Source organism: Pseudomonas sp. HD57-3 (assembly GCF_056113135.1).
This window is the reverse complement of sequence record NZ_CM148568.1, coordinates 4,997,381-5,021,406: the sequence shown is the minus strand read 5'-3', so window position 1 is coordinate 5,021,406 and position 24,026 is coordinate 4,997,381. Positions and strand designations below refer to the sequence as shown.

Sequence of the window (24,026 nt, the reverse complement as noted above, 5' to 3'; positions counted from 1 at the left end):
TTGCTGTGGCTACTTAAGCACTCAGTCAGGAGGAGGAATCAACCGGTGGCTGTGGACGAGATGAAGCGTCTTGATAAAACCTGTTGCTACACAGTCCAGCGGTTGTGCATCTCCACCCTACACGTATCCCTGATAATTCGGGTGCTGCCGCGCGCAGAATCCGCAGCGGGTTGGCATTTACCGTGAGCTCCGAAAGGGGAGGTCACGCATCATGGCTAATTCAGGCGGTGTTTCCGGAGTCTTCGCTCGGGGTCATCCGCGGCTGACTGCACTTTGTGAACTGGCCGTGAATATGGCTCGCGTGGCGAGTCAAAACTCTGCTTTGCGGCGTGATTCAGGCCTCATGTCACCTGCGCTTGTTACAGCTGCAAACTCCACCGTTACGTAGCAAAAGCCCCGTAGGACGGCCTCGCGTCCTGGTGAATTGCGTTGGTCAGGGCCGGTTTTTGACCGTGGTTCCGCTGTCCAGGCCGCTTTTGGCGGCGTTCGCGACTATAGCAGCAATGATTAAGTGCTTCAATTCCATAAAAAATTGTTATCATCGGCGCCATGACGACTACTGCCCCTTCGACTCCAGGCGTTCAACTGCTTGAGGTCTCGCCGGAATATGCCGGCCAACGAATCGACAATTTCCTCCTCGCCCGGCTCAAAGGCGTGCCCAAGACCTTGATTTACCGCATTTTGCGCAAAGGCGAAGTGCGTGTGAACAAAGGTCGGATCAAGCCCGAATACAAGCTGCAGGCCGGCGACATCGTGCGCGTGCCACCCGTGCGCGTGCCTGAGCGTGACGAACCGGTGCCTTTGGCCCAAGGCCTGTTGCAGCGCCTGGAAGCCTCGATTGTCTACGAAGACAAGGCCCTGATCGTGATCAACAAGCCCGCCGGCATTGCGGTTCACGGTGGCAGCGGCCTGAATTACGGCGTTATCGAAGCCTTTCGTCAGTTGCGTCCCGATGCCAAGGAGCTCGAGCTGGTTCACCGTCTCGATCGTGATACCTCCGGCCTGCTGATGATCGCCAAGAAGCGCAGCATGTTGCGTCACTTGCATGCCGCGTTGCGCGGTGATGGTGTCGACAAGCGCTACATGGCACTGGTTCGTGGCAACTGGGCAACCTCGATCAAGCAAGTCCGTGCGGCTCTCGGCAAGAGCAATCTGCGCTCCGGTGAGCGCATGGTCGAGGTCGACGAGGAGGAGGGCAAGGAGTCTGTGACCGTGTTCAAGGTCCTGCGTCGCTTCGGCGATTTTGCCACTCTGATCGAAGCCAAGCCGATCACCGGTCGCACGCACCAGATCCGCGTTCACACGTTGCACGCCGGGCATTGCATTGCGGGTGACACCAAATACGGCGATGACGGTTTCAGTAAGGAAATCCGTGATCTGGGCGGCAAGCGCCTGTTTCTGCACGCCTACATGCTGACCGTGCCGCTGCCAGATGGCGGTGAACTCAAGTTGCAGGCACCGGTCGATGAAATGTGGGCCAAGACTGTGGAGCGATTGAGTGCGCCCATCTGATTACAAACTGCTGATTTTCGATTGGGACGGCACTCTGGCCGATTCCATTCATCGGATTGTCGAGGCAATGCACTCGGCATCCGGGCGTTCAGGTTTCGAGTTGCGTGATGATTTTGCCGTCAAAGGCATCATCGGTCTGGGCTTGCCCGAGGCGATCCGCACCTTGTATCCGGAAATCAGCGATGTCGAGATGACCTTGTTTCGCGAGTATTACGCCGATCACTACATCGCTGCAGAAGCGGTGCCTTCGCCGTTGTTCGAAGGTGTAGTCGAGTCGATGGCGTCTTTTCGCGAGCAGGGCTATCACCTGGCTGTCGCGACCGGCAAGAATCGTCGCGGGCTGGATCGGGTGCTCAAGGCCAATGGCTGGGAAGATTATTTCGATATCACCCGCGCTGCCGATGAAACTGCAAGCAAGCCGCACCCTATGATGCTGGAGCAGATCCTTGCGCATTGCGGTGTGCGTGCCGAGCAGGCGCTGATGGTCGGCGATTCGTCCTTCGATCTGCTGATGGCGCGCAATGCGGGGATGGATTCGGTGGCGGTCAGTTATGGCGCGCAATCGATCGAATCTCTGCAGCAGTTCGAGCCGCGACTGTCGATCGACCATTTTTCCGAATTGCACGCCTGGCTGGGGCAGCAGGCTTAATACGTTTTTGCTGGGGTGGATGGCATGACCGACGAATGGAAAGCACCGGCCAAGGCAACTGCCGACGACGGTGATGCGAAAAGCTGGAAGCTGCTGGAAAAGACTCTGCTGGCCGGCGTGCAGGAGCAGCGTCGTTCGCGGCGCTGGGGCATCTTCTTCAAGTTGCTGACCTTTGTTTATCTGTTTGTTGCGCTGATCCTGTTCACGCCGTTGATGGATATGGAGAAAAGCGCTACGCGCAGCTCCAACTACACCGCGTTGATCGACGTCACCGGCATGATCGCCGACAAAGAGCCTGCCAGCGCTGACAACATCGTCGGCAGCCTGCGCGCGGCGTTCGAGGACAAGAAGGTTAAAGGCGTAATCCTGCGCATCAACAGCCCGGGCGGCAGTCCGGTGCAGTCGGGTTATGTGTATGACGAGATCAAGCGTCTGCGCGGCCTGCATCCTGACACCAGGCTGTACGCGGTGATTTCCGATTTGGGCGCTTCCGGTGCCTATTACATCGCCAGTGCTGCTGATCAGATCTATGCCGACAAGGCCAGTCTGGTGGGCTCCATTGGTGTGACGGCGGCCGGTTACGGGTTTGTCGGTACCATGGAGAAGCTTGGCGTCGAGCGTCGCACTTACACTTCCGGCGAGCACAAGGCGTTCCTCGATCCGTTCCAGCCGCAAAAGCCGGAAGAGACGGCGTTCTGGCAAAGTGTGCTGGATACCACGCACAAGCAGTTCATCAATAGCGTCAAGCAGGGGCGTGGCGATCGCTTGAAAGACAAAGAGCATCCGGAGCTGTTCTCCGGGCTGGTCTGGTCTGGCGAGCAGGCGCTGCCATTGGGGCTGATCGATGGTCTGGGCAATGCCAGTTCGGTGGCGCGTGATGTGATTGGCGAAAAGGAACTGGTGGACTTCACCGTTCAGGAATCGCCGTTCGACCGCTTCTCGAAGAAGCTCGGTGCCAGCGTTGCCGAGAAATTGGCAATGTGGATGGGTTTCAATGGCCCGTCGTTGCGCTGATCGAATGCTGCAAGAAAAAACCGGCCTTAGGGCCGGTTTTTTGTGGGTCAGGGAATCTGTACGCCTTCCGTCAACAGCATGTCGATCAGGCGAATCAGTGGCAGGCCGATCAGGCTGGTAGCGTCCGGGCCTTCGGTGGATTGAAACAGGCTCACGCCCAGTCCTTCGGCCTTGAAGCTGCCGGCGCAGTCGTAGGGCTGCTCGGCGCGCAGGTAGCGCTCGACGCGGGCCTGGTCCAGTACGCGCATGTGCACGGTGAAAGGCACGCAGTCGACCTGGCAGTGGCCGGTCTGGCTGTTGAGCAGGGCCAGGCCGGTGAGGAAGGTCACGCTGGCGCCGCTGGCGGCCATCAGTTGTTCGCGGGCGTTTTCGAAGGTGTGCGGCTTGCCGATGATGCGCTCGCCGAGTACCGCAACCTGGTCGGAGCCGATGATCAGATGAGCAGGGTGGCTGTCGGCCAAAGCTTGGGCCTTTTGTTCGGCGAGGCGCTTGACCAGCTCGATTGCCGACTCGTCCGGGCGATGGCTTTCATCGATATCCGGCGAGCTGCAGACGAACGGCAGGCGCAGGCGGCTGAGCAATTCCCGACGATAGGTCGAGCTTGAAGCGAGTAATAAAGGCAGCATTCGCATCTCCAGAGGCAGGCGACAGATTCTAGCGGAGCCGCGCAAGTGACGGACAGGGCACAATTTCCTTTGACATGGGTGGGTGCATCCCTATAATGCTGCGCCTATGTTGAATGACCCGATTCCACCTCACGTTGACCCGCGCAAATTGGCTGACCGTGGCACCACCCTTCAAGGTGAACTGCTGCTGGCCGATTTGAAGAGACTCTGCGACCCGCTTTCCGACGATGTCGGTACGGTGCAGGCAAAATTCGTTTTTGAACGAGATGAACGTAAATCTGTGGTGATCCACAGCTTTATCGACACCGAAGTCAAAATGGTTTGCCAGCGTTGTCTTGAGCTGGTCACCCTGCCGATCCACAGCGAATGCAGTTACGCTGTAGTGAAGGAGGGTGCGAATACCCAGTCGTTACCGAAAGGTTATGACGTGCTGGAACTGGGCGAAGATCCATTGGATCTGCAGTCACTGATCGAGGAGGAGCTTCTGCTCGCCTTGCCCATTGTGCCTGCTCATCATCCGGAAGAATGCCAGCAGCCGGCGGGAGCAGATGAGCCCGAACCGAGCGAGGACGAGGTAACGCGGTCCAACCCGTTCAGTGTATTGGCGCAGTTAAAGCGTGACCCAAACGTTTAGGAGTTAATCAATTATGGCTGTTCAGCAGAACAAAAAATCCCGCTCTGCCCGTGACATGCGCCGTTCGCACGACGCTCTCGAGGCTAGCACCCTGTCTGTAGAAAAAACCACTGGTGAAGTTCACCTGCGTCACCACGTATCGCCAGAAGGCGTATACCGTGGCCGTAAAGTGATCGACAAGGGCGCTGACGAGTAATCACTTGTCCGCTCAAGTCATCGCGATTGACGCAATGGGCGGGGACTTCGGTCCCCGCAGCATTGTTCAGGCCAGCCTTGCTTGCCTTTCTGCTACGCCCTCGCTGCACCTGACCCTCGTCGGTCAACCCTCCCTTCTTGAAGAACTGATCACCGGCCAATCGGCTGCCGATCGCGCGCGCCTGACGATTGTTCCGGCGTCCGAAGTCATCACCATGGACGAAAAACCTGCCCAGGCCCTGCGTGGCAAGCCGGACTCGTCGATGCGTGTCGCCCTCGAATTGCTGCGTGACGGCAAGGTTCAGGCCTGTGTCAGTGCCGGCAATACCGGTGCTCTGATGGCCCTGTCGCGATTTGTGCTCAAGACTCTGCCGGGGATTGATCGTCCGGCCATGGTCGCCGCGATCCCTACCCAGAAGGGCTATTGCCAGTTGCTCGATCTGGGCGCCAACGTCGATTGCAGCGCCGAGCATCTGTTGCAGTTTGCCGTGATGGGGTCGGTGGCGGCGCAAACCCTGGGCATTGCCCGTCCGCGTGTCGCGCTGCTGAATATCGGTACCGAAGACATCAAGGGCAATCAGCAGGTCAAGCTGGCTGCGACGTTGCTGCAGGCTGCTCGGGGCATCAATTACATCGGTTTCATCGAAGGCGACGGCTTGTATCGCGGCGAGGCGGACGTAGTGGTTTGCGACGGTTTCGTCGGCAATATCCTGCTCAAGTCCAGCGAAGGTCTGGCGACCATGATCGCTGCGCGCATCGAGGCCTTGTTCAAGAAAAATCTCGCCTCCCGCGCTGTCGGCGCTCTGGCGCTGCCATTGATGAAGCGTCTGCAGGCAGATCTGGCACCGGCGCGACACAATGGCGCAAGCTTCCTCGGTTTGCAGGGCATTGTCGTGAAAAGTCACGGTTCGGCCGGGGTTCAGGGGTTTCAAAGTGCGATTCAGCGAGCGCTGATCGAGATTCAGGAGAATCTTCCCGAACGCCTGCACGGCCGTCTGGAGGATTTGTTGTCTTAGGCGTTTTCGTCGGACAATGCTTAAATGTGACCGCCCGGTTCAAAGGGCCATCCAACTGTCAGTTTCTTGCGTCCCTCTAGCGGGATGCCATTTTTCCGACGACAAGATCATTAGGGGCTTGTTACATGTCTGCTTCCCTCGCATTCGTCTTTCCAGGACAGGGTTCGCAGTCCCTCGGCATGCTGGCCGAGCTGGGCGCGCAACATCCACTGATCCTCGAAACTTTCAAAGAAGCATCCGATGCTCTGGGCTACGACCTGTGGGCGCTGACCCAGCAGGGCCCGGAAGAGCTGCTCAATCAAACCGACAAAACCCAACCGGCCATTCTGACCGCTTCGATCGCCCTGTGGCGTCTGTGGCTGGCGGAAGGCGGTGCGCGTCCGGCCTTCGTTGCCGGTCACAGCCTGGGCGAATACAGCGCGCTGGTCGCTGCCGGCAGCCTGAGCCTGGCGGACGCGGTAAAACTCGTCGAGCGCCGTGGCCAGTTGATGCAGGAAGCCGTTCCGGCCGGGCAGGGCGGCATGGCTGCCATCCTCGGTCTGGAAGATGCCGATGTTCTTGCTGCCTGTGCCGAAGCGGCGCAAGGCGAAGTGGTCAGCGCGGTGAACTTCAACTCCCCGGGTCAGGTGGTGATCGCCGGTGCCAAGGCTGCCGTCGAGCGCGCCATCGAAGGCTGCAAGGCCCGTGGCGCCAAGCGCGCCATGCCGCTGCCGGTCAGCGTGCCGTCGCACTGCGAGCTGATGCGCCCGGCTGCCGAGCGTTTCGCCGAATCGATCGCTGCCATCGACTGGCAGGCGCCGCAGATCCCTGTGGTACAGAACGTCAGCGCCCAGGTGCCGGCGGATCTGGAAACCCTCAAGCGTGATCTGCTGGAGCAACTCTACAAGCCGGTCCGCTGGGTCGAGTCCGTACAGACTTTGGCCGCCAAAGGCGCGACCAACCTGGTCGAGTGCGGTCCTGGCAAGGTGCTGGCCGGTCTGAACAAACGTTGCGCCGAAGGCGTTTCGACTTCCAACCTCAATACCCCAGACGCTTTCGCTGCTGCTCGCGCAGCGGCTGTCTGAATCAGGAGAAGCTTGCATGAGTCTGCAAGGTAAAGTTGCACTGGTCACCGGCGCAAGCCGTGGCATTGGCCAGGCTATTGCACTGGAACTGGGTCGTCAGGGCGCCATCGTTGTTGGCACCGCGACTTCCGCTTCGGGCGCCGAGCGTATTGCTGCGACCCTGAAGGAAAACGGCATCCAGGGCGCAGGTTTCGAACTGAACGTCACCAGCGACGAATCGGTCACCAAAGTGCTGGCGAGCATCCAGGAGCAGTTCGGTGCTCCGGTGGCGATTCTGGTCAACAATGCCGGCATCACCCGCGATAACCTGATGATGCGCATGAAAGACGACGAGTGGTACGACGTGATCGATACCAACCTGAACAGTCTGTATCGCCTGTCCAAGGGCGTTCTGCGCGGCATGACCAAGGCGCGTTGGGGCCGAATTATCAGTATTGGCTCGGTGGTGGGTGCCATGGGCAACGCTGGCCAAGTAAACTATGCAGCCGCCAAGGCCGGTCTGGAAGGTTTCAGCCGTGCAATGGCGCGTGAAGTCGGTTCGCGTTCGATTACGGTCAACTCGGTGACCCCAGGGTTCATCGACACCGATATGACTCGCGAGCTGCCTGAAGCACAGCGTGAAGCCTTGCAGACGCAGATTCCGCTGGGCCGTCTGGGACAAGCTCAAGAGATCGCGTCCGTGGTCGCTTTTCTTGCATCCGACGGTGCGGCATACGTGACCGGGGCTACAATCCCGGTTAACGGCGGGATGTACATGTAATTCAAATGTGACGGATTGCTTCAAAAAAATGTCATACGAGCTGTCTAAAATCCGTTATAAAGCTGCAATCTATTTATAGGCAGAGGGCCGCAGGGTTTGAGGAGTGAAGCTTTCAGTTGAAAAGCTGAAAAGTCTTTCTATACACTTACCCACTGGCCAGCTGCCTGAATTTGTCCATTAGGAGTGAAAACAAGGTATGAGCACCATCGAAGAGCGCGTCAAGAAAATCGTTGCCGAGCAACTGGGTGTTAAAGAAGAAGAAGTGGTCAACACCGCTTCCTTCGTAGAAGACCTGGGTGCCGACTCCCTTGACACCGTTGAGCTGGTGATGGCTCTGGAAGAGGAATTCGAGACCGAAATCCCTGACGAAGAAGCTGAGAAGATCACTACTGTACAAGCTGCAATCGACTACGTTACTAGCCACCAGGCGTAATAGTTTGTAATCGTTGCTTGCTGTCATGGAAAAACCGCACTGCCATCATGGCGTGCGGTTTTTTCTTTAGGCCTGATGCAAAGTCGTCATTTGAAAAAGGAGAGTGCTGTGTCGCGTAGACGCGTCGTAGTCACCGGTATGGGTATGTTGTCGCCACTGGGCACGGATGTGCCGAGCAGTTGGCAGGGCATTCTGGCTGGCCGCAGTGGCATTGGTCTGATCGAACACACCGACCTTTCTGCCTATTCCACCCGCTTTGGCGGCTCGGTAAAGGGCTTCAATGTCGAGGAATACCTGTCGGTCAAGGAAGCGCGCAAGCTCGACCTGTTCATTCAGTACGGTCTGGCGGCCGGCTTTCAAGCCGTACGCAATGCCGGTCTGGAAGTCACCGATGCCAACCGTGAACGCATTGGCGTGGCCATGGGTTCGGGTATCGGCGGTCTGACCAACATCGAAGAAACCAGCCGCACCCTGCACGAGACTGGCCCGCGCCGGATTTCTCCGTTCTTTGTGCCTGGCTCGATCATCAATATGATTTCCGGTTTCCTGTCCATCCATTTGGGTGCACAGGGGCCTAACTACGCCATCGCCACAGCGTGTACCACCGGTACGCACTGCATCGGCATGGCGGCGCGCAACATCATGTACGACGAAGCCGACGTGATGATTGCCGGCGGTGCCGAGATGGCTGCGTGCGGTCTGGGCATGGGCGGCTTCGGTGCTTCCCGTGCGCTGTCGACCCGCAACGACGAGCCGACCCGCGCCAGCCGTCCGTGGGACAAGGGCCGTGACGGCTTCGTGCTGTCCGACGGCGCCGGTGCCCTGGTGCTCGAAGAGCTCGAGCACGCCAAGGCCCGTGGCGCGACCATCTACGCCGAATTGATCGGTTTCGGCACCAGTGGCGACGCCTTCCACATGACTTCGCCACCTGCCGACGGCGCCGGTGCTGCACGCTGCATCACCAATGCGCTGCGCGATGCGAAGATCAACGTTGATCAAGTGCAGTACATCAATGCCCACGGCACTTCGACCCCGGCCGGCGACCTCGCTGAAGCCAACGCGATCAAGTCGGTGTTCGGTGATCACGCCTACAAGCTGGCGGTCAGCTCCACCAAGTCCATGACCGGTCACCTGCTGGGTGCGGCGGGCGCGGTCGAGGCGATCTTCAGCGTGCTGGCGATCAACAGCCAGGTGGCGCCGCCAACCATCAACCTCGATGAGCCGGACGAAGGCTGCGATCTCGATTTCGTGCCGCATACCGCGCGCAACATGGATATCGATGTCGTGCTGTCCAACTCGTTCGGGTTTGGCGGCACCAACGGCACGTTGGCGTTCCGTCGGTTCGCCGGCTGATGGACTGCTGGGTCGACGGTCTGCCGGCTGACGCTCTGTCGCTGAAAGATCGCGGCCTGGCTTACGGCGACGGTCTGTTCGAGACCATCGCCGTGCGTGGCGGTCAGCCGTTGCTGCTGGATCGGCATCTGACGCGACTGGCCGATGGCTGTGCGCGTCTGGCCATCGCAGCCGACATCGAACGGGTTCGCCATGAGCTGCAATCCTATGCCGCCGCGATGGGCGAGGGCGTGCTCAAACTCATCCTCACCCGTGGCGACGGATTGCGCGGTTATGCGCCGGATCCTTCGGCGCAGGGCCGACGCATTCTGCAAGGCAATCCTCCCGCCGCTTATCCAGCGGCCCACGCCGAGCAGGGCGTTCGCCTGTTTCCGTGCAGCACGCGCCTGTCCAGGCAGCCGTTGCTTGCCGGGCTCAAACACCTCAATCGACTGGAACAGGTTATTGCCCGCGCCGAATGGCAGGACACTGAGCATGCCGAAGGTTTGATGCTCGACCAGGCCGGTCGGGTGATCGAAGGCGTGTTCAGCAATCTGTTCCTGGTGCGTGACGGTGTGCTGATCACGGCGGACCTGAAACGCTGCGGCGTGGCTGGTGTGATGCGCGCAGAAATATTGTTTCAGGCCGAGTCCCTGGGCATTCCCGTGCAAATCACCGACATCCCCCTCGAACAGCTGCAATGGGCCGATGAAGTCTTTGTCTGCAACAGCGTGTATGGCGTCTGGCCGGTACGCGCCTGTGCTGCTCTGAGCTGGCCGGTTGGCCCGCTCACCCGTAAACTGCAAACCATTGCCCGCGCGCTACTGGATGCCTGATTCGTGAGACGTAAACTTTTGCTGCTGCTGGAAACCGGACTGGTTCTGGCAGGGCTGCTGTTGGGCGCCAGCGCCTGGAAGATTCATTCGGCACTGGAACAGCCCCTGAACATCACGCAGGAAGAACTGCTGGATGTGCCCAAGGGATCCACCCCGACCCGTACTTTTCTTGGACTCGAAGCCGACGGCGTCATCAAGGACGCGTTCTGGCTGCGGGTCTATTGGCGTTTCAACCTCGCCGGCACGCCGATTCACAGCGGTGAATACCGCATGCAGCCGGGCATGACCGTCAACGGCCTGATCGACCTGTGGAAGCGCGGCGATGTGGTTCAGTACAGCCTGACCCTGGTCGAAGGCTGGAATTTCCATCAAGTGCGCGCCGCGCTGGCCAAAGATGAAAAGATCGAGCAGACCCTCAACGGCCTGAGCGACAGTGATGTGATGGCCAAAATCGGCCACAAGGGCCTGTTCCCTGAAGGCCGCTTCTTCCCCGATACCTACCGCTTCGTGCGCGGTGTGACCGATACCGAACTGCTGAAAAAGGCTTTCGACCGCCTCGACGAAGTGCTGGCCAAGGAGTGGGAAAAACGCTCCGCCGACGTGCCTTACACCGAGCCCTATCAGGCGCTGATCATGGCGTCGCTGGTGGAGAAGGAAACCGGCGTGCCTCAGGAGCGTGGCCAGATTGCCGGCGTCTTCGTGCGGCGCATGGCGCTGGGCATGCAGTTGCAGACCGATCCGACGGTGATCTACGGCCTGGGTGACCGCTACAACGGCAAACTGACTCGTGCGCATCTCAAGGAAGCCACGCCGTACAACACGTACATGATTCCCGGCTTGCCGCCGACGCCGATCGCCATGGTCGGACGTGAAGCCATTCACGCCGCACTCAACCCGGTGGATGGCACCAGCCTCTACTTTGTTGCCCGTGGCGATGGCAGCCATGTGTTCTCCGATGATCTGGATGCGCACAACAACGCGGTGCGCGAGTACCAGCTCAAGCGGCGCGCGGATTACCGTTCGAGCCCGGCGCCGGCGACCGCGCCCGAGGCCGCTCCGGCAGCCGAGGAGGCGATTCCTGCCGCTTCGCCCGATACCGCACCGGAATCGTTGCCGCAGCCGCCTGCTCAAGAGCCTGCGCCGACGCCGGAACCGGAAGCGTCCGCTCCCCAAAACACGCAATGACTTTGATTAAGGACTGCCTGTGACTGGCTTGTTTATTACCCTGGAAGGCCCGGAAGGCGCCGGCAAAAGCACCAACCGCGAATACCTCGCCGAGCGCCTGCGCGCCGCCGGTATCGAAGTGGTGCTGACCCGCGAGCCCGGCGGTACGCCGCTGGCCGAGCGCATTCGTGAGGTGTTGCTGGCCCCGGTCGACGAAGTGATGAACCCGGACACCGAGTTGTTGCTGGTGTTCGCCGCCCGTGCCCAGCATCTGGCTGAGGTCATTCGCCCGGCGCTGGCCCGTGGTGCGGTCGTGCTGTGTGATCGTTTCACCGATTCGACTTACGCCTATCAGGGCGGCGGTCGCGGCTTGTCGCTGGAGCGCATCGCGGCGCTGGAGACTTTCGTGCAGGGCGATTTGCGTCCCGACCTGACGCTGATTTTCGATCTGCCGGTGGAAATCGGCCTGGCCCGCGCCAGCGCCCGCGGTCGTCTGGATCGTTTCGAGCTGGAAGGCCGTGAGTTTTTCGAGGCCGTGCGCAGTGCGTTCCTCAAGCGCGCCGAAGCCGATCCGGCGCGTTACGTGCGGATCGACGCCGGTCAGCCGTTGGCCAAGGTTCAACAATCGCTGGATACGCTGATTCCCAACTTGCTGGAGTTGAGCCGTGGCTGAGGCCTATCCGTGGCAGGACAGCCTCTGGCAGCAACTGGCCGGTCGCACTCAGCACGCCCACGCTTATCTTTTGCATGGCCCGGCTGGTATCGGCAAACGCGCGCTGGCCGAGCGGCTGATGGCCAGCCTGCTGTGCCAGCGTCCGACGCCTGAAGCCTGCGGCGAGTGCAAATCCTGCCTGCTGCTCAAGGCCGGCAGCCACCCGGACAATTACATCCTCGAACCGGAAGAAGCGGACAAGGCGATCAAGGTCGACCAGGTGCGCGATCTGGTCAGTTTCGTGGTGCAGACCGCACAACTGGGCGGGCGCAAGGTGGTGCTGATCGAACCGGTGGAGTCGATGAACATCAACGCCGCCAACGCCTTGCTCAAGAGCCTTGAAGAGCCGTCCGGCGATACCGTGCTGTTGCTGGTCAGCCACCAGCCGAGCCGGTTGTTGCCGACCATCAAGAGCCGCTGCGTGCAGCAGGCCTGTCCGCTGCCGAGCGAGGCTATGAGCCAGCAATGGCTGGCTCAGGCATTGCCGGAATGTTCCGAAGACGAACGGGTCGAACTGTTGACTCTTGCCGCCGGCTCGCCGTTGGCCGCCGTCACGTTGCAGGGGCAGGGCGTGCGTGAACAGCGCGCTCAGGTTGTGGAAGGCGTGAAGAAGCTGCTCAAACAGCAGCAATCGCCGACGCAACTGGCCGAGGAGTGGAAAAACATTCCGATGCTGCGGCTGTTCGACTGGTTCTGCGACTGGTCGAGCCTGATCCTGCGCTATCAATTGACCCAGGATGAATCGGGTCTCGGCCTGACCGACATGCGCAAGGTCGTGCAATATCTGGCGCAGAAAAGTGCCCAGGCTAAAGTGCTCGATATCCAGGACTGGATTCTCGCCCAGCGCCAGAAAGTCCTGAGCAAGGCCAACCTCAATGCGGCGTTGCTGCTGGAAGCGTTGTTGGTGCAATGGGCGAGCTTGCCTGGTCAAAGATAAGAATGTGTACCTAGACTCTGAACATCAGCAGTGGAGGTCAACATGAATGAACCTGTCAGCCCGGGGCCGCGTAACGGCATCTTGTCCCTGACCATCAAGGACAAGTCGGTCCTTTACGCTGCCTACATGCCGTTCATCAAGAACGGCGGCCTGTTCATCCCGACCAACAAGAACTACAAGTTGGGCGACGAGGTGTTCATGCTGCTGAACCTGATGGACGAGGCGGAGAAGATTCCGGTGGCCGGCAAAGTCGCCTGGATCACCCCCAAAGGCGCGCAGGGCAACCGCGCGGCCGGCGTCGGCGTGCAATTCAACGATGGCGACAACACCGCGCGCAGTCGCATCGAAACTCATCTGGCCGGAGCCCTGAAATCCGACCGTCCCACTCATACGATGTAAGTTGCAGTCCTTTTTATGCTCGTAGATTCCCATTGTCACCTTGATCGCCTCGACCTCGCCGCTCACGACGGTTCCCTGGATGCCGCTCTGGATGCGGCCCGCGAACGCGGCGTCAGGCATTTCCTGTGCATTGGCGTCAGCGCCGACAACGCGGCCGACGTCAAAGCCTTGGCCGAGCGTTACGACGATGTCGATTGTTCGGTCGGCGTGCATCCGCTGGATGTGCAGCCGGGCGCGGCGCCGGCGCTGGACTGGCTGCTGCATGAGCTCAATCACCCGAAAGTGGTGGCGATCGGTGAAACCGGTCTGGACTATCACTACGAGCCGGAAGCCGCCGAGTTGCAGCAGGAATCGTTCCGTCTGCACCTGCAAGCCGCGCAGCAGACCGGCAAACCGGTGATCATCCACACCCGTGGCGCCCGTGCCGACACGCTCGAGTTGTTGCGCGAAGCCGCGTTGCCCCAGGCCGGTGTGCTGCATTGCTTCACCGAAGACTGGGACATGGCCAAGGCAGCGCTGGACATGGGTTATTACATTTCCCTGTCGGGCATCGTCACCTTCCGCAATGCCGATGCGCTGCGCGATGTAGCGAGCAAGGTTCCGGTCGATCGCCTGTTGGTAGAAACCGATTCACCGTACCTGGCGCCGATCCCGTATCGCGGCAAACCGAACCTGCCGCAATACGTGCGGGAAGTGGCAGAGTTTCTGGCGATGCTGCGCGGCGAGAACTACGAGCGTTTTGCCGAGCAGACCACCGAGAATTTCAAGCGACTGTTTCCGCTGGCGAATGTAAAAGCCTGAATCGCAGGCAAAAAAAACCCGGGTTCTGGGGGGTGAATCCGGGTTAAGACCATTAGGAGTAAAACAAAGGCACGCGGTCCCTTGGTACCTTTACCGGCGCGACACTTGGGGGAGATGTCGCCCGACAGTTCAAGTATTGATCAGTCTGGCGCCGAGTCCAGTTGGCCAGCAGGGGTTTTTAAACAAATTTGGAATACGTTCGCTTCGGTTATGTTCTCATTCCCCCCGAAACGTTCGTGAAATGAACAAGAAACACAGATATGGTCGGATGATCCGTGCATTTTTGCGCAAGTTAGGCATAATACGCGGCTTCGAATTTTGACCCCTACAGACCTTTTCTTATGCACAAAGAACCTCGTAAGGTCCGTGAGTTTCGTCGCCGCGAGCAAGAAATTCTCGATACCGCGCTCAAGCTGTTCCTCGAACAAGGTGAAGACAGTGTCACCGTCGAGATGATTGCTGATGCCGTGGGTATCGGCAAAGGCACGATCTACAAGCACTTCAAGTCCAAGGCCGAAATCTATCTGCGCCTGATGCTCGATTACGAGCGCGATTTGAACGAGCTGTTGCACTCGGCCGATGTCGACAAGGACAAGGAAGCGCTGTCCCGTGCCTACTTTGAATTCCGCATGCGCGACCCGCAGCGCTATCGCCTGTTCGATCGCCTGGAAGAGAAGGTGGTCAAGGGCAATCAGGTGCCCGAGATGGTCGAGGAGCTGCACAAGATCCGTGCCTCGAACTTCGAACGCCTGACGCTGCTCATCAAGGGCCGCATCAGCGAAGGCAAGCTCGAAGACGTGCCGCCGTACTTCCACTACTGCGCATCCTGGGCGCTGGTGCACGGCGCGGTGGCGCTGTATCACTCGCCGTTCTGGAGCAATGTGCTGGAAGATCAGGAAGGTTTCTTCCAGTTCCTGATGGATATCGGCGTGCGCATGGGCAACAAGCGCAAGCGCGACCCTGAAACGCCAAGCAGCTGAATCATTCAGTCGCCTTATGCGCCGTGTTTTTCGCTACATGGCGCAGTACCGCAGGAATATACTCAGGCATAGGGCTTGCTAAAACTTGAATTGTGAGTCAAGTTTTAGCCGCTCGATTTTCCATCGCCGGAGTGCTTCATGATCGTTGACCGTCAAGGCAGGCGTTTTCGCAATTTGCGGATCAGTCTGACTTCAGCCTGCAATTACGCCTGTACCTACTGCGTGCCCAACGGCAAGCGGCTGGTGGCTGCGCAGGATGAATTGTCGGCCGAGGCCATGGCACGTGGCGTGGCCTATCTTATCGAAGCCGCCGGCATCGAGCGCCTGCGCATCACCGGCGGCGAGCCGCTGGTCAGCCCCAAGCTCGAATCTTTCATGAGCGCCGTTGGCAAGATGGGGCTGGAAGACATCAGCCTGACCACCAACGGCCAGCTCCTGGCGAAAAAACTCCCGCTGCTGGTCGATGCCGGCCTGCGACGCATCAACGTTTCCCTCGATACCCTGGACGCCGGCGCGTTCCGCAGCATCGCCCGTGGCGGCGATCTGGCCACCGTGCTGGATGGCATGGATCAAGCGGCCGCGGCGGGGATGAAGATCAAGGTCAACATGGTGCCGTTGCGCGGGCAGAACCTCGACCAGGTAATGCCGCTGCTCGATTACTGCCTTGAACGCGGCTTCGAACTGCGCTTCATCGAGCTGATGCGCATGGGCCATCTGGCCACTGATTCCAACGCCTTCCTGCAACAGTTCGTCAGCCTGCAACAGCTGCTGAGCCTGATCGGCGAACATTACGAGTACGCGCAAACCGACGCGCCGGTGGACGCCACGGCGGTTCGCTATGCGATTCCCGGTCGGGGCAACTTCGGCGTGATCGCCAACGAAAGCGTGCCGTTCTGCCGAACCTGCTCGCGCCTGCGGCTGTCGTCCACCGGATGGCTGCATGGCTGCCTGTCGTCGAGCAACCGCCACTACGTCGGTGATCTGCTCGACAAGCCGCGTCACGAGGCGCTGCCGGCGTTGCAACGATTGCTGGTCAAGGCGCTCGGCGACAAGCAGGAAGTCGCGTTCTCCGGCGGCGCAACCGTCATGAAGATCATCGGCGGCTGAGTCCGGTTTAGCCACGAAGTCTTATTTCAAAGCGGATACCTGCACATTTCCAAGGACTGGCGCAAAAGCTGCATCCTACGGCCATTCGCCGGTTTTCCGTCACCGGCTTCTGGAGGATTAGTATGCGTAGCCTGGTTTTGCTGCTGGCCGTTTTGGCGCTGGGCGGCTGTATGACTGTCAGTGACATGGCCGAAGGGACTCGCTACCAGATGAGCGACGCTGGGCTGCTGGATCACAGCGACAGCCGCCGCGTAAACAATTTCCGTATTCAGCCGGATTCGTTCATCTACATTGCGCAAGGCTCGTTCGCGCCGCCGGGTGGTTCTTACCCGCGTCCCAACGTCGTCGCCGAAGAGGCCTTCAAAGGCTTCGTCGAATACTTCCCGATGGTCCGCCGCGCCCGCGCGCCGGAAGGCCTCGATCAGGCGATGGGCGAAGCTCGCGACGCCGGTGCCCACTACCTGCTGTACACCCGTTTCGCCAAGGCGGACGACCGCATCGGCAACTCCGATGAATGGCTGGATCAGGAAGCAGTGGATCGCCTCGGTATCGACGGCGGCGTGATTCAGATCATGTTGATCGAGACCAGCACCCAGTATTTGATTGATACTGCACGGATCAAGAGTCGTGGCGGTTTACTGACGTTCCACGACAACAAGCCCGAAGACCTGATCGGCCCACCGCTTGCGCAGTACGCGCGCAGCCTGCTGGGCGTCGGGGACCAGTAATTCAAGGAGTACGCCATGAGTGGCCCGCAAAAAGCCAATGACCTGCTGGGGCAAATCCCCAAAACCAAAGGCTTGCCGCCGGTGCACTTGTGGAACCCGGATTTCTGCGGCGACATCGACATGCGCATCGCCCGCGACGGCACCTGGTATTACCTGGGCACGCCGATCGGGCGCAAGCCGATGGTCAAGCTGTTCTCCACCATCATCCGCCGCGACGGCGATGACTATTTCCTGATTACTCCGGTTGAGAAAGTCGGGATCAAGGTCGACGACGTACCATTCGTGGCGATTGCCGTCGAGGTGGAAGGCGAGGGTGAGGCGCAAGTGCTGCGCTTCACCACCAATGTCGATGAAACCACCGAGGCCGGCGCGGAACATCCGATCCGGGTCGAGATCGATCCGACCACGCAAGAGCCCGCACCTTACGTGCATGTACGCACCAATCTCGAAGCGCTAATCCACCGCAACGTGTTCTACCAATTGGTTGAACTGGCAGTCAGCCGTGAAATCGATGGCCAGCGCTGGCTCGGCGTCTGGAGCGGCGGCGAGTTCTTCCGCATCGGTCTCGAACCTTAAAAAAACCGCAGTCTGTGAAAGCAGGCTGCGGTTTTTTGTCGTTGACTCTTAATCGTATGATGATTAGCGTGGGCATCCACAGCGAACGGCTTCGGGGTGTCCATGTCGAGCAGTTTTCACGCATCAACGGTTGACTGGCTGGGCGCCTGGATTGCCGCCGGCCAGGTCAAACCCGGGCAGGCGATCAAGGTCGAGGCCGATCTGGGCGAGCAGCTCGGGGTCAGTCGCACCGTAATCCGCGAAGCCATCAAGACCCTCGTCGCCAAAGGCATGCTCGAAGTCGGGCCGAAAGTCGGCACGCGGGTGCTGCCGATCAAGCGCTGGAATCTTTTCGATCCGCAAGTCGTCGGCTGGTTGTCACGCAGCGGCCTGCCGGAAAACTTCGTCGATGATCTGCTCGACCTGCGCCGCACCATCGAACCGATGGCGGTGCGCTGGGCCTGCGAGCGGGCGACCGTCGAACAGGTGCAAGCCGTGCAGCAGGCTTACAACGCGCTCGAGCGGGCGGTCGACAGCGGCATCGATTACAACCGCGCCGACCAGTTTTTCCATGAGTGCATCCTGGCCGCCAGCCACAATCAATTCATCGAGCAAATGGTGCCGGCCCTCGGCGCGCTGCTTGCCGTGTCCTTCGAAGTCTCTGCGGCCGATCCTGACGAACTGCGCCGCACTTTGCCCATCCACAAAGACATGGCCGACGCCATCGCCGCACGGGATGCCGCGCGCGGGGTGTGGGCCTGCATGACCCTGATCGACAATGCCGACCTGGCCATCAAGCGGTTCTACCCGCAGGTGATGGCCGACAAAAAAGCCAGCTGACAAAAACAACAAGACAGGAGGTTGCATGACGTGGACTGCGGTGACAGAACATCGGGCGCAACTGGGCGAGGGCCCGTTCTGGGACGCCCCGACCCAGGCGCTGTACTGGGTGGACATCGCCGGCAAGCAGGCGCTGCGGCTGATCGGGCAGAACGTGCAGATCTGGCAGATGCCGGAGCACGTCTCGGCGTTCATTCCCTGTGCCAGCGGCGACGCGCTGGTGACCCTGAGCAGCGGCGTTTACCGGCTCGATCTCGATTCCCCCGGACTTGAGCCGCGACTGACGCTGTTCTGCGTCGCCGACCCGCAACCGGGCAATCGCGCCAACGAAGCGCGTTGCGATGGCCTGGGCCGCTTGTGGCTCGGCACCATGCAAAACAACATCGGCGAGGAGGGTGAAGATCTGCCGATCACCCGTCGTTCCGGCGGACTGTTCCGGGTTGATCCGGATAAACGCGTCACGCCATTGCTGCGTGGTCTGGGCATCCCCAACACGCTGCTCTGGAGTGACGACGGCACCACGCTGCTGTTCGGCGACAGCCTCGACAGCACCTTGTACCGCTACTTCATCCACACCGACGGCAACCTCGACACCGCCCAGCCTTGGTACAGCGGCGATCAGCACGGCGGCCCGGACGGTTCGGCAATGGACGCCGAAGGCTATGTGTGGAACGCCCGCTGGGACGGCAGCTGCCTGCTGCGCCTGACGCCGGATGGCCAGGTCGACCGCAAGATCGATCTGCCGATCAGCCGCCCGACCAGTTGCGTGTTCGGCGGCGAAGACCTGAAAACCCTGTACATCACCAGCGCCAAAAGTCCTCTGAACCACCCGCTGGACGGCGCCGTGCTGTCGTTGCAGGTGGATGTCGCCGGAAAGCTCTGTACGCGATTTGCCGGTTAAATCCCAAAATATGGGATGCAAAATTATATATTGAGATTATTCGGCGGTCGGGTTTATAGTCGGCTCCAGCAGTAACACGCACTCACACTTAAAAAGAACAAAACAGGTGAAGTGATGCAGCGAATTTCCATTGCACTCCACAGCGGAGTCAGCGCTTCGGGCCGTTTCGGTGCCGCGGCGTGCGCTCGCCTGTTTTGTTCCAGAAGCCTTCCAGACCGGACATCGTCAGATGCCCGGTTTTTTTATGCTTTCGAACAGGAGTCCTGATTCATGGCTGAACCTCTGTCCCTGCCACCGGTGCCCGAGCCACCGAAAGGTGAGCGCCTGAAAAACAAGGTCGTATTGCTGACCGGCGCCGCTCAAGGCATCGGCGAAGCAATCGTCGCGACCTTCGCCTCGCAGCAGGCCAAACTGGTGATCAGCGATATCCAGGCTGAAAAGGTCGAGAAAGTCGCCGCGCACTGGCGCGAGCAGGGCGCCGATGTGCAGGCGATCAAGGCCGACGTCTCGCGTCAGCAGGATCTGCACGCCATGGCCAAACTGGCCATCGAGCTGCACGGTCGCATCGACGTGCTGGTCAACTGCGCCGGGGTCAACGTATTCCGCGATCCGCTGGAAATGACCGAAGAGGACTGGCGCCGCTGCTTCGCCATCGACCTCGACGGCGCCTGGTATGGCTGCAAGGCCGTGCTGCCGCAGATGATCGAGCAAGGCATCGGCAGCATCATCAACATCGCCTCCACCCACTCCACGAACATCATTCCCGGCTGCTTCCCGTACCCGGTGGCCAAGCACGGGTTGCTCGGCCTGACTCGCGCGCTGGGCATCGAGTACGCGCCGAAGGGGATTCGCGTCAACGCCATCGCCCCGGGCTATATCGAAACTCAGCTCAACGTCGATTACTGGAACGGCTTCGCCGACCCGCATGTCGAACGCCAGCGCGCCTTCGATCTGCATCCACCGAAACGCATCGGTCAGCCGATTGAAGTGGCGATGACCGCCGTGTTCCTGGCCAGTGATGAAGCGCCGTTCATCAACGCCTCGTGCATCACCATCGATGGTGGTCGTTCGGTGATGTACCACGACTGAAAATCCGGATTTCAGGTGGCAAGGTCCGCCTGAAATCCAATCATCATACGATATGACTATTGTCGTCATGATTTGCGGGAAACGCTTCGACCGCTGTAACGCTTTTCAAATAACGCTCAAGAAAAATAACAAGGAGTCTGCTTATGAAACGTCGTTTCGGGATTCGTACCCTGTGCAGTACCGCGCTGGCGGTCACTGCGTTCAGCCTGAGCAGTTCGCTGCTGGCCGCCGATCCGGTGAAGATCGGTTTCCTGGTCAAGCAGGCCGAAGAGCCGTGGTTCCAGACTGAATGGGCCTTCGCCGAGAAAGCTGCCAAGGACAAAGGCTTCGAGCTGATCAAGATCGCCGTACCGGACGGCGAGAAAACGCTCTCGGCCATTGACAGCCTCGCGGCCAACGGCGCCAAGGGCTTCGTCATCTGCCCGCCGGACGTGTCCCTCGGCCCTGCGATCATGGCCAAGGCCAAGCTCAATGATTTGAAAGTCATCGCTGTCGACGACCGCTTCGTCGACGCCAATGGCAAGTTCATGGAGGACGTGCCGTACCTCGGCATGGCCGCGTTCGAAGTCGGCCAGAAGCAGGGCGCCGCCATGGCCGCCGAGGCGAAAAAGCGTAACTGGGACTGGAAAGACACCTACGCGGTGGTCAACACCTACAACGAACTCGACACCGGCAAGAAGCGCACCGACGGCTCGATGAAAGCCCTCGAAGATGCAGGCATGCCGAAAGATCACATTCTGACCGCCGCCCTGAAAACCCTCGACGTACCGGGCAGCATGGACGCCACCAACTCGGCGCTGGTCAAGCTGCCGGGCGCGGCGAAGAACCTGATCATCGGCGGCATGAACGACAACACCGTGCTCGGCGGCGTGCGCGCCACCGAAGCCGCCGGGTTTGCCGCGGCCAACGTGATCGGCATCGGCATCAACGGCACCGATGCGATCGGCGAGCTGAAAAAGCCCAACAGCGGCTTCTACGGTTCGATGCTGCCGAGCCCGCACATCGAGGGCTACAACACCGCGAGCATGATGTACGAGTGGGTCACCACCGGCAAAGAACCGCCGAAGTACACCGCGATGGACGACGTCACCCTGATCACCCGCGACAACTTCAAGCAGGAGCTGGAGAAGATCGGCCTGTGGAACTGACGGCAGCGGCGGCCCGGGCAGCCGGGCCGTTTGAACGGTGTGATGAGGTGGCTTAAATGCACGCGCAAGTACAGACACAAGAACACAGCGCCAGCGGCAGCCTGCGTTTCAACGGGATCGGCAAGACCTTCCCGGGCGTGAAGGCGCTGGACGGCATCAGTTTCGTCGCTCACCCCGGGCAGGTTCACGCTTTGATGGGCGAGAACGGCGCCGGCAAATCGACCTTGCTGAAAATCCTCGGCGGTGCCTACATCCCGAGCAGCGGCGAGCTGCAGATCGGCGAGCGGACGATGGCGTTCAAGTCCACCGCCGACAGCATCGGCAGCGGCGTGGCGGTGATTCACCAGGAGTTGCATCTGGTGCCGGAAATGACCGTGGCCGAGAACCTGTTTCTCGGTCACCTGCCAGCCAGTTTCGGCTTGATCAATCGCGGCGCGCTGCGCCAGCAAGCCTTGGCCTGCCTCAAAGGCCTGGCCGATGAAATCGACCCGCAGACCAAGGTCGGACGCCTGTCCCTCGGTCAGCGGCAACTGGTGGAGATCGCCAAGGCGCTGTCCCGTGGCGCGCATGTGATTGCCTTTGACGAACCGACCAGCAGCCTGTCAGCGCGGGAAATCGACCGGTTGATGGCGATCATCGGCCGACTGCGCGACGAGGGCAAAGTGGTGCTCTACGTCTCCCATCGCATGGAAGAAGTGTTCCGCATCTGCGACGCGGTGACGGTGTTCAAGGACGGCCGTTACGTGCGTACCTTCGACGACATGAGTCAGTTGACCCACGATCAACTGGTGACTTGCATGGTCGGGCGCGACATTCAGGACATCTACGATTATCGCGGTCGTCCACGCGGTGCCGTGGCGCTGAGAGTCGATGGATTGCTCGGCCCGGGCCTGCGCGAGCCGATCAGTTTCGATGCGCACAAAGGCGAGATTCTGGGCCTGTTCGGACTGGTTGGGGCAGGGCGCACCGAGCTGTTCCGGCTGCTCAGCGGTCTTGAGCGCAACACCGCCGGACGACTGGAATTGCGCGGCCATGAACTGAAGCTGCGTTCGCCCCGCGATGCGATTGCCGCCGGGATTCTGCTGTGCCCGGAGGACCGCAAGAAGGAGGGCATCATCCCGCTCGCCAGCGTCGCCGAGAACATCAACATCAGTGCCCGCGGCGCGAACTCCGGGCTCGGTTGCCTGCTGCGCGGGATCTGGGAAAAGGGCAACGCCGACAAACAGATCAAGGCCCTGAAAGTGAAAACGCCCCACGCCGGGCAACAGATCAAGTTCCTGTCCGGCGGCAATCAGCAGAAAGCCATTCTCGGCCGCTGGCTGTCGATGCCGATGAAAGTCCTGCTACTCGACGAGCCGACCCGGGGCATCGATATCGGTGCCAAGGCCGAGATCTACCAGATCATCCATAACCTGGCCGCCGACGGTATTTCGGTGATCGTGGTGTCCAGCGATCTGATGGAAGTGATGGGTATTTCCGACCGCATTCTGGTGCTGTGCGAGGGCGCCCTGCGTGGCGAAGTCAGCCGCGACCAGGCCAACGAATCCAACCTGCTGCAACTGGCTTTGCCGCGCCACCGCGCTGACGGCGTGGCGAACTGAGAGGTGACTATGATGACAACCCAAAACGAAACCCTGCCGACCGAGCGCAAACCTCTGGATATGCGGCGCTTCCTCGATGACTGGGTGATGCTGCTGGCGGCGGTGGGCATTTTTGTCGCCTGCACCTTGCTGATCGACAACTTCCTCTCGCCACTGAACATGCGTGGCCTGGGCCTGGCGATTTCCACCACCGGGATCGCCGCGTGCACCATGTTGTATTGCCTGGCGTCGGGACATTTCGACTTGTCGGTGGGTTCGGTGATTGCCTGCGCCGGGGTGGTGGCGGCGGTGGTCATGCGCGATACCAATAGCGTGTTTCTCGGCGTCAGCGCGGCGCTGGTGATGGGCCTGATCGTCGGCCTGATCAACGGCATCGTGATCGCCAAGTTGCGGGTCAATGCGCTGATCACGACGTTGGCGACCATGCAGATCGTCCGTGGCCTGGCCTACATTTTTGCCAACGGTAAAGCGGTGGGTGTGTCCCAGGAGTCGTTCTTCGTATTTGGCAACGGCCAGTTGTTCGGCGTGCCGGTGCCGATCCTGATCACCATCGTCTGCTTCCTGTTTTTCGGCTGGTTGCTGAATTACACGACCTACGGGCGCAACACCATGGCCATCGGCGGCAATCAGGAAGCGGCGCTGCTGGCAGGGGTGAATGTTGACCGCACGAAGATCATCATCTTCGCGGTGCATGGGGTGATCGGTGCGCTGGCGGGGGTGATTCTGGCTTCGCGGATGACTTCCGGGCAGCCGATGATCGGGCAGGGTTTTGAGCTGACGGTGATTTCGGCTTGCGTGCTGGGCGGGGTGTCGCTGAGTGGCGGGATCGGGATGATCCGGCATGTGATTGCCGGGGTGTTGATTCTGGCGATTATCGAGAATGCGATGAACCTGAAGAATATCGACACGTTTTATCAGTATGTGATTCGGGGTTCGATTCTATTGCTGGCTGTGGTTATCGACCGACTCAAGCAACGGTAATCCGCAATACCC

General features: G+C 60.1%; 27 protein-coding genes. 26 read left to right on the top strand and 1 reads right to left on the bottom strand.

Annotation, left to right across the window (positions count from 1 at the left end; translation table 11 throughout):
* Positions 1 to 549: 549 nt before the first annotated feature.
* From rluC to AC0R79_RS22640, 3 genes are read left to right on the top strand one after another with little or no spacing between them, the layout of a single operon-like run.
* Complete coding sequence (gene rluC / locus AC0R79_RS22650; RefSeq protein ID WP_007950779.1) at positions 550 to 1,512, top strand: 23S rRNA pseudouridine(955/2504/2580) synthase RluC; 963 nt, start codon at positions 550 to 552, stop codon at positions 1,510 to 1,512.
* Entirely contained in the window at positions 1,499 to 2,161 is a 663-nt protein-coding gene (locus tag AC0R79_RS22645) for an HAD-IA family hydrolase (protein WP_474731749.1), read from the top strand. Before rluC ends, AC0R79_RS22645 begins: the two co-directional genes overlap by 14 nt.
* Before the next feature lie 24 nt (positions 2,162 to 2,185).
* The gene (locus AC0R79_RS22640; protein WP_085607331.1) at positions 2,186 to 3,175 is read left to right on the top strand and encodes a S49 family peptidase; all 990 of its coding nucleotides are present in this window, start codon (positions 2,186 to 2,188) and stop codon (positions 3,173 to 3,175) included.
* 47 nt (positions 3,176 to 3,222) lie between these two features.
* Here the strand turns inward: AC0R79_RS22640 and AC0R79_RS22635 are convergent, their stop codons facing one another.
* Positions 3,223 to 3,801 (bottom strand): Maf family protein, encoded by a 579-nt coding sequence (locus AC0R79_RS22635; RefSeq protein ID WP_474731748.1) that lies wholly within the window; start codon positions 3,799 to 3,801, stop codon positions 3,223 to 3,225.
* A gap of 106 nt (positions 3,802 to 3,907) precedes the next feature.
* Here AC0R79_RS22635 and AC0R79_RS22630 point away from each other — a divergent pair, with 106 nt between their 5' ends.
* The 23 genes from AC0R79_RS22630 (at position 3,908) to araH (ending at position 24,014) form a co-directional block, all read left to right on the top strand.
* On the top strand, positions 3,908 to 4,435 hold the full coding sequence (locus tag AC0R79_RS22630) for a YceD family protein (RefSeq protein WP_003204262.1): 528 nt from the start codon (positions 3,908 to 3,910) through the stop codon (positions 4,433 to 4,435).
* Between the two features lie 13 nt (positions 4,436 to 4,448).
* Complete coding sequence (rpmF, locus tag AC0R79_RS22625; protein ID WP_003179396.1) at positions 4,449 to 4,631, top strand: 50S ribosomal protein L32; 183 nt, start codon at positions 4,449 to 4,451, stop codon at positions 4,629 to 4,631.
* Positions 4,632 to 4,635: 4 nt separating this feature from the next.
* Positions 4,636 to 5,646, top strand: a complete 1,011-nt coding sequence (plsX, locus tag AC0R79_RS22620) for a phosphate acyltransferase PlsX (protein ID WP_074688106.1) — start codon at positions 4,636 to 4,638, stop codon at positions 5,644 to 5,646.
* Between the two features lie 125 nt (positions 5,647 to 5,771).
* Positions 5,772 to 6,710: an ACP S-malonyltransferase gene (fabD, locus tag AC0R79_RS22615; RefSeq protein ID WP_007950787.1), complete on the top strand. Its 939-nt coding sequence runs from the start codon at positions 5,772 to 5,774 to the stop codon at positions 6,708 to 6,710.
* A gap of 16 nt (positions 6,711 to 6,726) precedes the next feature.
* Positions 6,727 to 7,470: a 3-oxoacyl-ACP reductase FabG gene (gene fabG, locus AC0R79_RS22610; RefSeq protein WP_007950790.1), complete on the top strand. Its 744-nt coding sequence runs from the start codon at positions 6,727 to 6,729 to the stop codon at positions 7,468 to 7,470.
* A gap of 196 nt (positions 7,471 to 7,666) precedes the next feature.
* A complete protein-coding gene (acpP, locus tag AC0R79_RS22605) occupies positions 7,667 to 7,903 on the top strand; it encodes an acyl carrier protein (RefSeq protein ID WP_003175607.1) in 237 nt (78 codons plus the stop codon).
* 108 nt (positions 7,904 to 8,011) lie between these two features.
* Positions 8,012 to 9,256: a beta-ketoacyl-ACP synthase II gene (fabF, locus tag AC0R79_RS22600; RefSeq protein WP_007908259.1), complete on the top strand. Its 1,245-nt coding sequence runs from the start codon at positions 8,012 to 8,014 to the stop codon at positions 9,254 to 9,256.
* Positions 9,256 to 10,071, top strand: coding sequence for an aminodeoxychorismate lyase (gene pabC, locus AC0R79_RS22595; RefSeq protein WP_474731747.1), 816 nt, complete (start codon positions 9,256 to 9,258; stop codon positions 10,069 to 10,071). The genes fabF and pabC overlap by 1 nt, the downstream gene beginning before the upstream one ends.
* 3 nt (positions 10,072 to 10,074) lie before the next feature.
* Positions 10,075 to 11,256, top strand: a complete 1,182-nt coding sequence (gene mltG, locus AC0R79_RS22590; RefSeq protein WP_262193522.1) for an endolytic transglycosylase MltG — start codon at positions 10,075 to 10,077, stop codon at positions 11,254 to 11,256.
* 19 nt (positions 11,257 to 11,275) lie between these two features.
* Positions 11,276 to 11,908, top strand: coding sequence for a dTMP kinase (gene tmk / locus AC0R79_RS22585; protein WP_007950797.1), 633 nt, complete (start codon positions 11,276 to 11,278; stop codon positions 11,906 to 11,908).
* Positions 11,901 to 12,884 carry a DNA polymerase III subunit delta' gene (locus AC0R79_RS22580; protein ID WP_474731746.1) on the top strand — a complete coding sequence of 328 codons (984 nt, stop codon included), beginning with the start codon at positions 11,901 to 11,903 and terminating at the stop codon, positions 12,882 to 12,884. The genes tmk and AC0R79_RS22580 overlap by 8 nt, the downstream gene beginning before the upstream one ends.
* A gap of 42 nt (positions 12,885 to 12,926) precedes the next feature.
* Complete coding sequence (locus AC0R79_RS22575; RefSeq protein WP_039770657.1) at positions 12,927 to 13,283, top strand: PilZ domain-containing protein; 357 nt, start codon at positions 12,927 to 12,929, stop codon at positions 13,281 to 13,283.
* A 15-nt stretch (positions 13,284 to 13,298) separates the two neighbouring features.
* Positions 13,299 to 14,084 (top strand): TatD family hydrolase, encoded by a 786-nt coding sequence (locus AC0R79_RS22570; protein ID WP_474731745.1) that lies wholly within the window; start codon positions 13,299 to 13,301, stop codon positions 14,082 to 14,084.
* A gap of 341 nt (positions 14,085 to 14,425) precedes the next feature.
* Positions 14,426 to 15,064, top strand: coding sequence for a TetR/AcrR family transcriptional regulator (locus tag AC0R79_RS22565; protein ID WP_007950805.1), 639 nt, complete (start codon positions 14,426 to 14,428; stop codon positions 15,062 to 15,064).
* Between the two features lie 138 nt (positions 15,065 to 15,202).
* Positions 15,203 to 16,171, top strand: a complete 969-nt coding sequence (locus tag AC0R79_RS22560; protein WP_007950807.1) for a GTP 3',8-cyclase MoaA — start codon at positions 15,203 to 15,205, stop codon at positions 16,169 to 16,171.
* A 122-nt stretch (positions 16,172 to 16,293) separates the two neighbouring features.
* Positions 16,294 to 16,899: a DUF4823 domain-containing protein gene (locus AC0R79_RS22555; protein ID WP_007950810.1), complete on the top strand. Its 606-nt coding sequence runs from the start codon at positions 16,294 to 16,296 to the stop codon at positions 16,897 to 16,899.
* A 15-nt stretch (positions 16,900 to 16,914) separates the two neighbouring features.
* Positions 16,915 to 17,475: a DUF1285 domain-containing protein gene (locus AC0R79_RS22550; RefSeq protein WP_127799304.1), complete on the top strand. Its 561-nt coding sequence runs from the start codon at positions 16,915 to 16,917 to the stop codon at positions 17,473 to 17,475.
* A gap of 102 nt (positions 17,476 to 17,577) precedes the next feature.
* The gene (locus AC0R79_RS22545; protein WP_007950814.1) at positions 17,578 to 18,294 is read left to right on the top strand and encodes a FadR/GntR family transcriptional regulator; all 717 of its coding nucleotides are present in this window, start codon (positions 17,578 to 17,580) and stop codon (positions 18,292 to 18,294) included.
* A 25-nt stretch (positions 18,295 to 18,319) separates the two neighbouring features.
* Positions 18,320 to 19,195 (top strand): SMP-30/gluconolactonase/LRE family protein, encoded by an 876-nt coding sequence (locus AC0R79_RS22540; RefSeq protein WP_474731743.1) that lies wholly within the window; start codon positions 18,320 to 18,322, stop codon positions 19,193 to 19,195.
* Between the two features lie 270 nt (positions 19,196 to 19,465).
* A complete protein-coding gene (locus AC0R79_RS22535; protein WP_474731742.1) occupies positions 19,466 to 20,284 on the top strand; it encodes an SDR family oxidoreductase in 819 nt (272 codons plus the stop codon).
* Positions 20,285 to 20,427: 143 nt separating this feature from the next.
* Positions 20,428 to 21,432 carry a substrate-binding domain-containing protein gene (locus AC0R79_RS22530; RefSeq protein ID WP_007950821.1) on the top strand — a complete coding sequence of 335 codons (1,005 nt, stop codon included), beginning with the start codon at positions 20,428 to 20,430 and terminating at the stop codon, positions 21,430 to 21,432.
* A 56-nt stretch (positions 21,433 to 21,488) separates the two neighbouring features.
* Positions 21,489 to 23,033: an L-arabinose ABC transporter ATP-binding protein AraG gene (gene araG, locus AC0R79_RS22525; protein ID WP_007950823.1), complete on the top strand. Its 1,545-nt coding sequence runs from the start codon at positions 21,489 to 21,491 to the stop codon at positions 23,031 to 23,033.
* A gap of 12 nt (positions 23,034 to 23,045) precedes the next feature.
* Entirely contained in the window at positions 23,046 to 24,014 is a 969-nt protein-coding gene (gene araH, locus AC0R79_RS22520; RefSeq protein ID WP_011335422.1) for an L-arabinose ABC transporter permease AraH, read from the top strand.
* Positions 24,015 to 24,026 lie beyond the last annotated feature (12 nt).